This is a genomic window from Nocardia grenadensis NBRC 108939, assembly GCF_001613445.1.
GTDB classification, from domain to species: Bacteria; Actinomycetota; Actinomycetes; order Mycobacteriales; family Mycobacteriaceae; genus Nocardia; species Nocardia grenadensis.
This window is the reverse complement of record NZ_BDCJ01000003.1, coordinates 222,432-234,297: the sequence shown is the minus strand read 5'-3', so window position 1 is coordinate 234,297 and position 11,866 is coordinate 222,432. Positions and strand designations below refer to the sequence as shown.

The 11,866-nt window shown below is 69.6% G+C and carries 8 protein-coding genes; 5 read left to right on the top strand and 3 right to left on the bottom strand.

Annotated elements, in window-relative coordinates:
- The first annotated feature begins 11 nt into the window (after positions 1-11).
- Both NGR01S_RS33100 and NGR01S_RS03255 read left to right on the top strand, forming a co-directional pair.
- The gene (locus tag NGR01S_RS33100; RefSeq protein WP_373861381.1) at positions 12-122 is read left to right on the top strand and encodes a hypothetical protein; all 111 of its coding nucleotides are present in this window, start codon (positions 12-14) and stop codon (positions 120-122) included.
- 93 nt (positions 123-215) lie between these two features.
- Positions 216-1,304, top strand: coding sequence for a methyltransferase (locus NGR01S_RS03255; protein WP_063034658.1), 1,089 nt, complete (start codon positions 216-218; stop codon positions 1,302-1,304).
- A 38-nt stretch (positions 1,305-1,342) separates the two neighbouring features.
- Here NGR01S_RS03255 and NGR01S_RS03250 read toward each other — a convergent pair whose 3' ends face one another.
- Positions 1,343-1,852, bottom strand: a complete 510-nt coding sequence (locus tag NGR01S_RS03250) for a CGNR zinc finger domain-containing protein (RefSeq protein WP_063034657.1) — start codon at positions 1,850-1,852, stop codon at positions 1,343-1,345.
- A gap of 25 nt (positions 1,853-1,877) precedes the next feature.
- Here NGR01S_RS03250 and NGR01S_RS31420 point away from each other — a divergent pair, with 25 nt between their 5' ends.
- Together NGR01S_RS31420 and NGR01S_RS03240 are read left to right on the top strand one after the other, a co-directional pair.
- Positions 1,878-2,042 (top strand): hypothetical protein, encoded by a 165-nt coding sequence (locus NGR01S_RS31420; RefSeq protein ID WP_169811855.1) that lies wholly within the window; start codon positions 1,878-1,880, stop codon positions 2,040-2,042.
- A 137-nt stretch (positions 2,043-2,179) separates the two neighbouring features.
- Complete coding sequence (locus tag NGR01S_RS03240) at positions 2,180-2,821, top strand: HhH-GDP family DNA glycosylase (protein WP_063034655.1); 642 nt, start codon at positions 2,180-2,182, stop codon at positions 2,819-2,821.
- 21 nt (positions 2,822-2,842) lie between these two features.
- Here NGR01S_RS03240 and NGR01S_RS03235 read toward each other — a convergent pair whose 3' ends face one another.
- Positions 2,843-4,390 carry an FAD-dependent oxidoreductase gene (locus NGR01S_RS03235; RefSeq protein ID WP_245664414.1) on the bottom strand — a complete coding sequence of 516 codons (1,548 nt, stop codon included), beginning with the start codon at positions 4,388-4,390 and terminating at the stop codon, positions 2,843-2,845.
- 160 nt (positions 4,391-4,550) lie between these two features.
- Between NGR01S_RS03235 and NGR01S_RS03230 the strand changes: the two genes are divergently transcribed.
- Positions 4,551-5,291: an SCO6745 family protein gene (locus NGR01S_RS03230; protein ID WP_063034945.1), complete on the top strand. Its 741-nt coding sequence runs from the start codon at positions 4,551-4,553 to the stop codon at positions 5,289-5,291.
- A gap of 300 nt (positions 5,292-5,591) precedes the next feature.
- Here the strand turns inward: NGR01S_RS03230 and NGR01S_RS03225 are convergent, their stop codons facing one another.
- The gene (locus NGR01S_RS03225; RefSeq protein WP_063034653.1) at positions 5,592-11,057 is read right to left on the bottom strand and encodes an ATP-binding protein; all 5,466 of its coding nucleotides are present in this window, start codon (positions 11,055-11,057) and stop codon (positions 5,592-5,594) included.
- Positions 11,058-11,866: the final 809 nt, after the last annotated feature.

Genomic DNA, 11,866 nt, shown 5'->3' with positions numbered 1-11,866 from the left:
ACTGGTTCCGGATGTGGGCCAACGAGGATGTGAACGCTTCGTCGGCCGCGCCGCAGAATTTCCTGATCGCGGGGGTCGGGATGATTTTGGTGCACCTGGCGCGGTCCGCGGAGGCCGGCTGACCGCGACGGTCCGACACGACCGCCGCGCTGTCCGGAGGTGCCCGCGTGAGGTCGTAGTCTCAGCGGGTACACCCACCACGAGAGGGAGTCGCCATGCTCTCCGATCGAACGAAGACACCGCCGCGGTCGGTGGTTCGCGCGGTGGAGCGGGTCCGCGACGGATTGGCCGGGATGCACCGGCGGATGATTCCCCCGCATTTCGCCCTCCTGGAGATGGTTACCGCGGGCTGGCTGTCCCAGGCGATCCACGCGGCCGCCGCCCTGGACATAGCGGGTGCGCTCGTCTCCGGCCCGCGCTCGGGCACCGACCTCGCCCGGACGGTCGGCGCGGACCCCGATTCCTTGCGGCGGTTGCTGCGCCTGCTGACCGCGCACGGTATTTTCGCCCGGCGCCGCGACGGTCGTTACATGCTTACCCCCATGGCCCAGGCGTTGCGCACCGATGTGCCCGTCTCGCTGCGGGACGCGGTGCTGTTCTTCGGTAGCCCGACGCACCGCGGCCACTGGAATCGTCTGGTGGACGTGGTGCGCTCCGGCCGCCCGTCCGTCCCCGCCCGCGGCTTCTTCGATCTCGTCCGCGCCGATCGTGCGCTCGGCGATATGTTCGATCGCGCGATGTCCGATATGGATAGCCTCGGGCAGCGCGCGGTGCTGGCAGCGCACGACTTCACCCGATATCGCACGGTCGTCGATATCGGCGGTGGTCGCGGCGCCATGCTCTCGGAAATATTGCGCCGCGCGCCGGGTTGCACAGGCGTGCTGTTCGATCTGCCCGAGGTGGCGACCGAAACGGCGGAACTGCTGGCCCGGGCCGGGATCGCCGACCGGTGTACCACGGTCGGCGGCTCGTTCTTCGACGCCGTCCCCGAGGGGGGCGATGCCTATGTGCTCAAGCACATCCTGCACGATTGGCCCGCCGAACAGGCGGGGCAGATCCTGCGGACGGTGCGCGCGGCGATGGCGCCGACGGCCCGGCTGCTGGTGATCGAACTCCTGCTTCCGCAGCGGAATCACCCGCATCCGGGCAACTACATCGATCTCGAGATGCTGGTACACACCGGCGGGCGGGAACGCACCGAATCCGAATATCGTGCGCTGCTTGCCGGAGCCGGGTTCGCGTTGATCTCGTGCACACCCACGCTGTCGCCGGAGAACGTGCTCGAGGCCGTCCCAGTGCCGTGACATCCGGGCCGCGCACGGTATGTGCCGGCCCGGTGGGGTCATCCCACCCGGCGGGCGGACCTGGCCCGGTGCCTGGCCACATTGACCCGGTTGGCGCACCGTTCGGAGCAGAAGCGGCGCCGTCCGTTGCGGGAGACGTCGACGAACACCCGCGGGCAGTCCTCGCGCCGGCACTGCCCGATCCGGCCGGGTGCCGCGCAGTACAGTTCGGCCAGCCCCGCGGCGGTGTAGGCCTTCACGCGTTCCTCGATCGGCGCGTCCTCGGCGGCGTAGTGCAGATGCGGGGCACGTCCATCGTGCGTCGAGATATAGGGGCGGCTCGTGGTCTCGGCCAGCAGCGCGTTGATCGGGTCGACCCCGGGCGCGCGGAACACCTCGTCGAGCCGGTGGATCCAGCGGCGCAATTCGGCCGCCTGACGGGAACTCATCGTACCGATCGGTTTGTAGCCGGCCTCGGCCAGTAATGCGGCCAGATTCTGATCCGCCGGCGCGTTCACCAGCCGGGCAGCGAGGTCGGCCGCTGCTCCTCCGTAAGGGTTGAAATGCATAGAACCATTACAGCAGACTCGGGCCATGACCATCACCTGCTCCGCGTGCGCCTGGCCCGAACCCGCCCTGATCTCCGAGCACGGCGCGGTCCGCTACTGGCGCTGCGTATGCGGGCAGTGGCTGGTGAGCGAAGCGGATGCCGTCACCGCCTCACCCGGCGGCAGCGATCTGGCGGGTGTGCAGGGCTGACGGTTCGCGTCGTCCGATCGGTCGATTCCGCGAGAACCGTGTGACGGTGTCGTGCCACGCCCCTCGATGCGGGCACCGACGCAGGTGTGGGAGTGCCGGGCGCGGGTAGTCGCGCGGTGAGACGACGAGGAGGAGTGATGAGCCACCGAGACGTTGCGCGCGCCCTGCTCGACCGAGCGGGGACCACCTACGCCGCCGAAGCCGGGATCAAGCTGGACGACAAACCGGCCCCGCTTTTCCAGCTGCTCATGCTGACCGATCTGCTCAGTGCCCGCATCTCGGCCGATATCGCGATCTCCGCGACGGCGGAGCTGATGAACAGCGGCTACCGAACCGCCCGAAAGGTGGCGGACGCGGACTGGCAGGATCTGGTCGACGCGCTCGGGCGCGGACACTATCGCCGCTATGACGAGAGCACCGCCTCCCAGTTGGGTGCCGCCGCCACGACTGCCGTCGAGAAATACGACGGTGACCTGCGCAAGCTCGCGGACGAAGCCGATCACGACACCGGCCGGGCAGCGGAGCTGATCCGGCAGTTCAAGGGGATCGGCCCCACGGGCGGCGATATCTTCCTGCGCGAGGTGCAGGATGTGTGGACCTGGGCGCGCCCGTATTTCGACGAACGCGCCGTGCGCGGCGCCGCGAAGGTCGGGCTGCCCACCGATCGAGAAGAACTCGCTCGCCTGGCCCCGCGCGATCGGGCCGCCGAATTCGCCGCGGCGCTGGTACGGATCGGTATCGATGACGACGCGGCGGACGCCGTCCGTTCGGCGGGCTGACTTCCGGCACCCGTGCCGCGATCACCCCCGAACCGGTCGGTCCTCGCCCGGGTCGTGCGGCGCCAGCGGCGCGGTCGCCGGACCTTCCAGGACCTTGCCGTCGATATCGAAGCGCGACCCGTGGCACGGGCAGTCCCAACTGGTTTCGGCATCGTTGAACGCCACGAGACAACCCAGATGGGTGCACACCGCCGAGACGGAGTGCAGCCGCCCGGCGTGGTCGCGGTAGACGGCGCTCCGGCGGCCGGCCCTGCGCATCACCGCTCCGGTCCCCGGAGCGAGGTCCGCGGCGGAGTCGACGAAGGTCTGTGGGCGCAGCCGGTCGCCGACGAGATGGCGGCCCACCTCCAGCCCGGACTTCAGCAGGTTGCCGGCCTCGACCTTCGGGTGCAGGCGCCGCGGATCGTAGATCTTCGCCCAGGGCATCGGTTCGCCGGCGAGTTCGGCGGCCAGTAGCCGCCCGCCCATGATCCCGTGGGTCATTCCCCAGCCGCCGAAACCGGTGGATACGTACACATGCCGGGCACCGGGATGGAAGCGGCCGATATAGGGCACCCCGTCTGAGGTGGTGTTGTCCTGGGCGCCCCAGTGGTAGGCGAGGGAATCCACCGGGAAATGGTCGCGCGCCCACTGCGCCAGCAGATCGAACCGATCCGTGGTCGAGGTCGTGCCCGGCCGTAGGTGTTCTCCGGTGATGATGAGCAGCCGCCGGTTTGTGCCGTACGGGGCGGTCCGCACCGAGCGGGTGTTGTTCTCCGGCGTGATGTACATACCGTGCGGGTCGTGTTCGGCGGCGATCACGCCCGCGACGGCCAGCTCGCGCCGCGGCTGCAGCCGGGTGAACAGCAGCGCCCGATCGAACACCGGGTAGTGGGTGGCGACCACGACATCACGTGCGCGGACCACGGCGCCGGACTCGGTCGTCAACCGGCAGGGGCTGCCCTCGTCCAGCCCGACGACCCGTGTGCGTTCGAATATCCGACCGCCCCGCGCGATCAGGGCCTGGGCCAGGCCGAGCAGATAGCGGCGCGGATGGAACTGGATCTGGTCCGCCACGCGGACCGCCGCCGCCACCGGGAAAGGCAGACCGGTCTCGGTGACCAGGGTGGCCGGCAGTCCCGCATGTCGCGCGGCATCGACCTCGGCGCGGATCTGGTCGATCCGTTTCTCCTCGGTGACATAGGTGTAGGCGGGCGCCCGTTCCAATTCGCAGTCGATACCCAGTTCCGTGGCCGTGCGGTCGAGATGCTCGACCGCGTCCTGCTGCGAACGGGCGTACAGGCGGGCGGTCTCCTCGTCGAACGACGATCGCAGCATGCCGTAGACCAGCGTGTGCTGGGCGCTCACCTTCGCCGTGGTGTAACCGGTGGTTCCGCTGACTATTCGGTCGGCCTCGAGCACCACGACCGAGCGCCCGGTGACCGCGATCTCCCAGGCGGCGCAGATCCCCGCGACGCCCGCGCCGACCACCGCCACATCCGCCTCGATATCGCCGGTCGTCGGCGGATACGACGTCGGCTCGGTGGAAGTCATCCAGTACGACTCGGCTGTTCCGATGGGTGAGTTCACGGCGCGCGGATACCCCGGACCCGGACGGTCACACCCGCCGCAGCGCGCCGAGTTTCCGCCGGTCGGCGGCCTGGCCGGGACAGTGCGGTGTCCCCGGCTTCCGTACGGCGTAAAAGGCGGATACGGTGAGGCGGATATCCGGGAAGCGGAAGGAACGAAGATGTCGGTCGGCGCCACGGTGAATACACATATCCAGGAACTCGGCGGCGGTTTCATGTTCTCCCGGGAGGCCCGGGAGTACGCCGCCGAAACCGGTGTGGACGAATTCTTCGGTCCCTATACGCGCGGCCGCGGGGGCGTGCTCGGTGAGGTGGACGCCGACGTGGTGACCGCGGCGTTCGGATTCTTCCCGGCCCACTCGATTCGCGCCGCATGGGAGTCGGTTCCGATGCCCGCCGCGAAGGCCGCCCACCGGTACGCACTCGCCTGCCAGGATTTCGGCCGCCGGAAACTCGCTACCTTCGACGAGGCGCCGCGGCTGGCAGAACTACTGGAAGCCGTTGTCGCGGCGGCCGATCCGGCCGGGCTCGCATTGTTCGCCGGGTGGCGCGCCATACCTCTGCCCGACGACGCGCCGGGCCGCGTTATGCAGCTCGCCCACCTGCTGCGCGAACTGCGCGGCGGACTGCACCTTCTCGCGGTGCGGGCCGTCGGGATCACTCCGCTGCAGGCCGTGCTGATTTCCGGGTCGCCGCTCAACGACGGCCCCGGACAGGCGCGCTGGTACGGGTGGCCCGAGCCGTTCGAGGAGATCTCCGATGAGACCCGGGCCGCCTGGCGGCGAGCGGAATCGATCACCGACGACCTCATCGCCCCGGCGTTCGCGGTTCTCGACGACAACGCGGGAACCGATCTCGTCCGGCTGGTCGCCGCTGCCCACACCGCGACCTTCGCCCGCTGAGGCGGCCGGTCGCGGCACCGAGCCGCAGGCCACTGCGCCGAGGGCCGCGACACCGGATGCCGCGGCGCCGGGAAGCCTTCCGCGCGGCGGCCGGTGAAGTACGCGGCCGTAGCCGGTCCGTTCGGTCTCACCCGGCCGCGGACTCCCAAACGAAGCCATCGGGATCGGTGAACGAACCAGCGGTGCCGACGATGACGATGCGGTGCGAACCGCTCCCGGCGAAAGCACCACCGGGTGCCCCGCTGCGAAGGCGGGACACCCGGTGGTCGATGGGATGCCGTCCAGGACGACCGGCCGGAATCAGCCGGCCAGATGTGCCTCGATGGCCTCGATGATGCGCGGACGCAGTTCGGCGGCCCGGATGACGGCGTCGACCGAACCGACCTCTACCGCGCGGTGGATATCGTGCACGCGGTCGAACTCCGCGGCGACCTCACCGAGTTTCTCGGTGCGGACCGTGGACCGGAGCTCGTCGAGTTCCGCGGTGAGGGTGGCGCGGTCGGTTCCGGAGGCGTTCGCGGCGCGGGCCTCCAGATCCCGGACCCGCGGATCCGCCGCGGTGCGCTTGTCCACCTCGCCGGCGAAGACGACCGCGGCGGCGGGGGCGCCACCGAGGACCGAGGCGAACGAACCCTCCAGTGCGAGCACGGTCATATTCGGGTTCAGCGTCTTGGAGAACACGACGAACGCGCCACCGTGGTACCGCGAGATCACGGTGAACACGATGGGGCCCTGGAAGTTGACGATCGCGCGGCCGATCTCGGCGCCGTACTCGAGCTGCAGTTTGCGCATCGATTCCGGGGAACCGTCGAAACCGGACAGGTTCGCCAGCACCACCAGCGGCCGGTTGCCGCTGGCCGCGTTGATCGCCCGCGCGGCCTTCTTCGACGACCGTGGGAACAGGGTACCCGCGGTGTAGGTGTCGGGGCCGTCGGTGGCCGGGAAACCGCGCCGCGGGACGCCCCGCGACTCGATACCCAGCAGGCACACCGGGATACCGCCCAGATGCGCGTCCTGGACCACCGAGGTCTCGGCATCGGCCATACCCGCCCACCGTTCCAGGACCTCGTGGTCCTGGTCGGCCACCGCCCGCATGACCGTGCGGATATCGAACGGCTTCTTGCGGTCCGGGTTGGCCGTGGCCGAGAAGATCTCACCGACCGTGGTGAAACTGCTGTCCGCCATGACATGCGGGTAACCGGAGATGTCCCGATCCACCGGGTCGGTGGTCGGCACCCGCCGCGGCCCCTTCTCACCGGGGACGACATAGGTGTGATCGTAGTGCGACATCAGCACGGCCCGGGCGGCGTGCAGGTTCGGCGCCCAGTACTGGGCCTGCCCATTGGGGCCCATGACCCGGTCGTAGCCGCCGATACCGAAGTTGTCCTCGGCCGACACACCGCCGGAGAAGTCCAGGGCCTGCTTACCGGTGAGGACCATGGCCGAATCCGGGGTCATCACCAGAATGCCCTTGGTGTGCATGAGCATGGTGGCCTCGGCGTTCCAGTACGGCTGGGCGCCGACATTGATTCCCGCGACCACGATATTGATCTCGCCGCCGTCCTGGGTGAACTCGACGATGCGCTTGAGCGCCGCCGCCACCCAGTCCATGTTCTCGGTGCCCGAGGTCATCGAGATCCGGGCGCCGGAGGACAGCGCGTACCACTCCAGCGGGACCTGCAACTTCTCGGCCAGATCCAGCGCGGCGATCACCCGGCGGCATTCCGGCTCCGACAGCGCGCCCAGCGATTTGGTGGGATCGCCGAGCAGCACCACCCGGGTGACGCCCTCGGGGTGCCGCTCGGTCACGGTGGTCACCACACCCGCCACCATCGCCGCGGTATTGCGGCCCTTGGGCCGGTCGACCGGCACCAGCGCGTGGTCGGCGTCGAGGTCGTACTCGGTGAAGTCACCGAGCAGGCCGGTGAGCTCGTAGGGGTAGACCGTGTTGCGGCTGCTGGCCCGCAGCACCTTCTGCCGGTAGGCGTCCAGCGGCTCGACCGGATCGTCGGACCGCTCGCCGACGGTGAGTTCGGTGCCGCCGGTGGCGTCGAAGGAGATCCGCAGGGCCAGCTTCACCAGGTCACCGGTCCGGGCGTCGCGCTGACGAGCGATGAGCAGGATCTCCTCCAGGCCCGCGCCCGTGGTCGTGGGGCGCACCCGCTCGACGATCGCCTCCAGTTCGCCGCGGGTGATATCGATCGGCGGCCAGACGTACATCACGATGCGGTTGGTCTGCAGGCGTTTGGACGACGGCCGCCCCGCCTGCGCGCGGCGGATGGAGTCCAGGCAGGTGGCGATGGTGCTCTCCGCCGTCGGCAGGGTGACCAGCCGGCCGTCGTGGTCACGTAGCGCGGTCAGGTCCCGGACCTGGGCGAACGCGACGAGACGCTCATCGGCCGGATTCTCCTTGGCGACGCACCGGAACAGGTACACCTCCTCGTTGTCCGAGGACGGCAGCTGGGTCAGGTCGAACTTGTGCAGCCGCTTCATCTGCATCCGCTGCGCGATGTAGGGATGCAGGCCCCGGATGAGACGTTCCTCGTCGAGTCCGGTCGCCGACGGGCGGAACGTGAAGTGGTAGTGCATGACCGCGTTGTCACTACCCGCGACGGTGGCGGTGATCCGGTGCACCTGGTTGGACACCGGCTGCGTGTTGAGCACCTCCTGCAGCGCTGCCGCCATGGCATCGAAGTCCTCGGGCTGGTTCTCCCAGGACAGGTAGATATCGGCCTCGATGGAGGCGGAACCGGTCGACAGTTCGGCCAGTCCGGCCACCACCCGGGGGAGGGAATCGAAGCTGACCGCGGCCGATACCAGGCTTACACCCTTGCGTTCGGCGACGACGAAGGTGTAGTCGCCGGCGTCGCGGGTGCGGACGTCGGTGAGATCCTTGTTGCCGTAGTAGCGGCGGGTGAGCACCTCGAGCATGACCGTGTTGTCCGCGGAGCCGCGCGAGAGCCGCTGGCCCAGCAGCCGGACCAGCGGTTCGGTGGCGCTCACCATCTCGGCGATCCGCGTGGACCGGTCGGCCGCGTCCGGATGCGCGTCGAGGTAGCTGAGATGCTTGCGCGCGTCGGTGTAGACGCGGGCCCGGTTGCGGCGCAGCACCGGCTGCCCGTACCAGGCGAAGACCAGGCCGCGGGTGAGGTCCGCGATCACCGGGAACCGCACCTGGGTCGCGGCGACGAGTCGCTCCAGCGCCAGGCCGACGGGCTCACGCAACACCCGGTCCGGCATCGGCTCGTTCAGCCATTCGCGCAGCAGCGCCGAGACGACTTCGACCGTATCGGTGGGCCGCTGCTGGGCCAGGAAGATCCGGAACACCGCGGCCTCGAGGTCGGGCGTGCGGTCCAGCTCGGTGACACCGTAGTGCCCGAGTGCCTTGGCGAGCTTCGCGCGGTAGGACTCCGGGAGTCCGGCCCGCTCGACGTCCAGGCTCTGCAGGTAGGTGTGGAAGTACTCGCGGGCACTGTGGACATGGCCCGGGGTGGGATCGTCCTCCGAGGACCGATTGTGGCTCAGTTCGGCCAGGTCCGCGAAGACCTGCACCAGTTCGAGCTCCTCGGCCAGCGGCCGGCGATTGTCCGCCACGGCCGCCCGGCGGGCCGTGAGGTACGCGTCGAGCACCCGGCGGTCGTCGTGCGGGTCGACATCGAAGCCCAGCAGCAGGCTGCGCAGATCCTGCTGGCCGCGGCTGATCCGCTGGTACGGCTGCGGGTCGCCTTCGGCGGGCAGATCCAGTTCGACCGTGGTGGTCGCGGCGTCGGCCTCGGTCTCGTCGGCCGCGTCGGCGAGCGGCTCCAGCCGCAGTAGCGGCGCGCCCGTTTCCACCTGGGTGCCGACCGAGACATTGCATTCCTTGAGCCGAGCCCGGAACGGCGCCCGCAGCACCGTTTCCATCTTCATGCTCTCCAGTACCAGTACCGGTGCCCCGGCCTCGACCTCGGCGCCGACCTCCAGCGGGGTGGCCACGACCAGCGCGGGCGCGGGAGAGCGGACGACACCGCCCTCGTCCCGGCTCACCCGGTGGGTCACACCGTCGACGTCGACGAGGTGCACCGGCCCGTGGGTGCCGGTGATCAGGCGGTAGCGGACGCCGTTGACCACGAGCTGGCCGGTGTGCTGATCGAAACGTTCGAGATCGACGTCGGCGGTGCGGATATCGGTGCCCGCCTCGATGCCGACCCGGAACCGGTGCGCGCCGATGCGGGCGACCCGGACCCGGTAGCTCGCCCCGCGCAGTTTCAGGTCGAGCGGACGTCCGCTGTCGTGCTGCACCTGGGGGCGGCCGCCGGAGGCGGTGGACAGGAGCCGGTGCTGTTCGACCCGCTCCTCCTCCTCGTAGGCGTCGATGGCGGCGGCGGCCAAGGCGATGGCGGAGTGCTGGTGGGAGACGAGCCGGCCCTCACCGCGTACCCGGTCGATCCAGCCGGTGTCCGCGCTGCCGTCGATGACCTCCGGCTGATCCAGCAGGTCGAGCACGAAACTCTTGTTGGTCGCGCCGCCCTCGATGATCACGCGGGTCTCGATGACAGCCCGGCGCAATCGGCCCAGTGCCTCGTCGCGATCACGGCCGTAGGCGATGATCTTGGCGATCATGGAATCGAAATCGGCGGGGATGGTGTCGCCTTCGCTGACACCGGTATCCACGCGGATACCCGGGCCGGCCGGCAGGTCCAGATGCGCGATCCGGCCGGGGGACGGGGCGAAGTCGCGGTCGGGATCCTCGGCATTGAGCCGGGCCTCGATGGCATGCCCGCGTTCGGCGGGCGGTTCGCCCTCGAGCCGGCCACCGGAGGCCACGTGCAGCTGGGCGCGGACCAGGTCGAAACCGGTGGTGATCTCGGTGATCGGGTGCTCGACCTGCAAACGGGTGTTGACCTCGAGGAAGGCGAACAGCTCGTCGCCCGGGTGGTAGAGGAATTCGACGGTCGCCGCGCCGCGGTAACCGACCGCGACCGCCAGCCGCTCGGCGGACGCCTTGAGTTCGGCCGCCTGCTCGGGCCGCAGCACCGGCGAGGCCGATTCCTCGATGACCTTCTGGTTGCGCCGCTGCACCGAGCAGTCGCGCACCCCGAGCGCCCAGGCGGTGCCCTGGCCGTCCGCGATCACCTGGACCTCGACGTGCCGGGCGCCGGTGACCAGCCGCTCCAGGAATACGATGCCGCTGCCGAAGGCGCGGGCCGCCTCCTGACTGGTGCGCTCGTAGGCGTCGATGAGCTCCGACTCGTTGTTGATCACCCGGATACCGCGGCCGCCGCCACCCGCGGTCGCCTTCAGCATCAGCGGGTAGCCGATCTGGGTCGCGGCCGCCGCGGCGGCTTCCACCGTCTCGACCGCGCCGCGGCTCCACGGTGCCACCGGCACGCCGACCTCTTCGGCGATCAGCTTCGCGCCGATCTTGTCGCCGAGTTTGCGCATGGCGTCGGGGCTCGGGCCGATGAAGGTGACGCCGATCTGCTCACACAGTTCGGCGAACGCCGGATCTTCCGCGACGAACCCCCAGCCGACCCAGGCGGCGTCGGCGCCGGTCGCCACCAGCGCGCGCTCGAGGGCCTTGAGGTCGAGGTAGGGGCGGGCCGAGGCGGGACCGAGGTCGTAGGCGATATCGGCTTCCCGGACGAAGGTCGCGTTCCGGTCGACATCGGTGTGCAGCGCGATGGTCTGGATCGGCTGCCCGGTTTCGGCCGCCAGATCCCGGACGGCGTGGACAAGGCGCATCGCCGCCTCTCCCCGGTTCACGATGGCGATACGACTGAACACTATCCCTGGCTCCTTCGTCTGTTGGGCACGGTCACGGCTGTGCCGTTTTCGGCTCGGTTCTGCGTAGTGTGCACCCGCGGGACCACTATGTGCACAGCGTGCGGGTGCTACTCGCCCGTATTTTCGGCGGGCGGGTCGATCGGCCGGGTCGCGTACGACCGAGTGATCCGGAGAACACTTACCCGAAAGGCATGTCGCATGCCACCGACACGGCGCTACAGTCGCCGATCGTTGGATTGGGCAGGCGGTGGCCGCGCGCGATCTAGATGGCGACTTCGCCCAGGTGACGCGGTATCTGCGGCCCTTCGGCCGGTGACCTGGGCGGCGGTGTCCCGATCCGGCCACCGGCCGGTGCCGAGGGGGCCGGAGTGCATGGGTGAGCGAATCCCGGCCCCCGGCGTGGACCGTTCGTGAACCCCGAACGCGGGTCGGCGAAATTCCGGCCCGGCGCCGGGTTCAGTGCAGCAGGGTGCCGAGGTGCCGGGCCGCTTCGCGGAGCGCGATCGCGAGTGCCGGCTCGTCGTCGACCTCGAAGACGGAGATGCCGATGGTGGCTTCCGGTTCGCCACGGCGCCGGGGTACCAGCGCCGAGATAAGGCTTCACCGCCGACGGGTTCGCCCTCTTCCCGCATCTCGGTGGGCAGCCGTTCGAAGTCGGCTGAGATGCGTTCGCGCTCCTCCTGCGGGAGGTTTTGGAAGTCGGCCAGGTAGTCGCCGGTGGGGTGACCCCAGGGCTGCGGGATTGGAATGGATAAGGACCACGTATTTCATCACCGACTCCTTCTGCGAGCGTGGATGGACCCCACGAC

Bases quoted from the DNA above. Each gene is read 5' to 3' on its own strand.
- NGR01S_RS03255 (WP_063034658.1), top strand. From the start codon at position 216: ATGCTCTCCGATCGAACGAAGACACCGCCGCGGTCGGTGGTTCGCGCG.
- NGR01S_RS03230 (WP_063034945.1), top strand. From the start codon at position 4,551: ATGTCGGTCGGCGCCACGGTGAATACACATATCCAGGAACTCGGCGGC.
- NGR01S_RS03250 (WP_063034657.1), bottom strand. From the start codon at position 1,852: ATGCATTTCAACCCTTACGGAGGAGCAGCGGCCGACCTCGCTGCCCGG.
- NGR01S_RS33100 (WP_373861381.1), top strand. From the start codon at position 12: ATGTGGGCCAACGAGGATGTGAACGCTTCGTCGGCCGCGCCGCAGAAT.
- NGR01S_RS03240 (WP_063034655.1), top strand. From the start codon at position 2,180: ATGAGCCACCGAGACGTTGCGCGCGCCCTGCTCGACCGAGCGGGGACC.
- NGR01S_RS31420 (WP_169811855.1), top strand. From the start codon at position 1,878: ATGACCATCACCTGCTCCGCGTGCGCCTGGCCCGAACCCGCCCTGATC.